Raw genomic sequence first — 676 nt, forward strand, 5'->3', positions numbered from 1 at the left:
ACTCCACCACGGTCCGCGCCCACCACCACGCCGCCGGGATGGTCATGGACCCTGAGTTGCTGGAGGCGTTGGAGAAGGCCGCCGAACAGGAAAAGGGGCTACGCCAAAGGGGCAAAACCCCCACGACGGCGACGGCGAACGCGAAGACGAACGTCGGCGGTTACGACGGCGGCGCCGAATACGGCTGACGGCAGCCGGGCTGGGCCGCTCCCGGGGCGGGCTGACCAGCAAGGTCCACCTGTCCGCCGATCGGCGATGCCGTCCACTGTCCTTCATTTTGACCCCAGGCCAAGCCGGAGACAGCCCACAGTTTCGCACCGTCCTGGCTCGTATCACGATGCGCCTGCCCATCGGTCGACCGCGCACCCGCCCGGGCGCGGTGGCCGCCGACAAGGCCTACTCTTCCCGCGCCAACCGCATCTATCTGCGCCGACGCCACATCCAGGCCGTCATCCCGGAAAAGGCCGACCAGGCGGCCAACCGCAGGAAACGCGGTTCTCGCGGCGGCCGCCCGGTCAACCATGATCGAGAGCTCTACAAGCAGCGCAACACGGCCGAACGGTGCATCAACCGGATCAAGGAGTGGCGCGGGCCGGCCTTCCGCTTCGACAAGACCCCCGAAAGCTACCTCGCGGGCCTTCATCTACGCGGAGCCATCTTGTGGATCCGAAGCCTT

General features: G+C 67.5%; 1 pseudogene. It reads left to right on the plus strand.

Going from position 1 to position 676, the window contains the following annotated elements:
• Positions 1-676: pseudogene (locus ACSDR0_RS51010) on the plus strand (IS5 family transposase); the annotation flags it as partial.

Source organism: Streptosporangium sp. G11 (assembly GCF_051192615.1).
Classification (GTDB): Bacteria; Actinomycetota; Actinomycetes; order Streptosporangiales; family Streptosporangiaceae; genus Streptosporangium.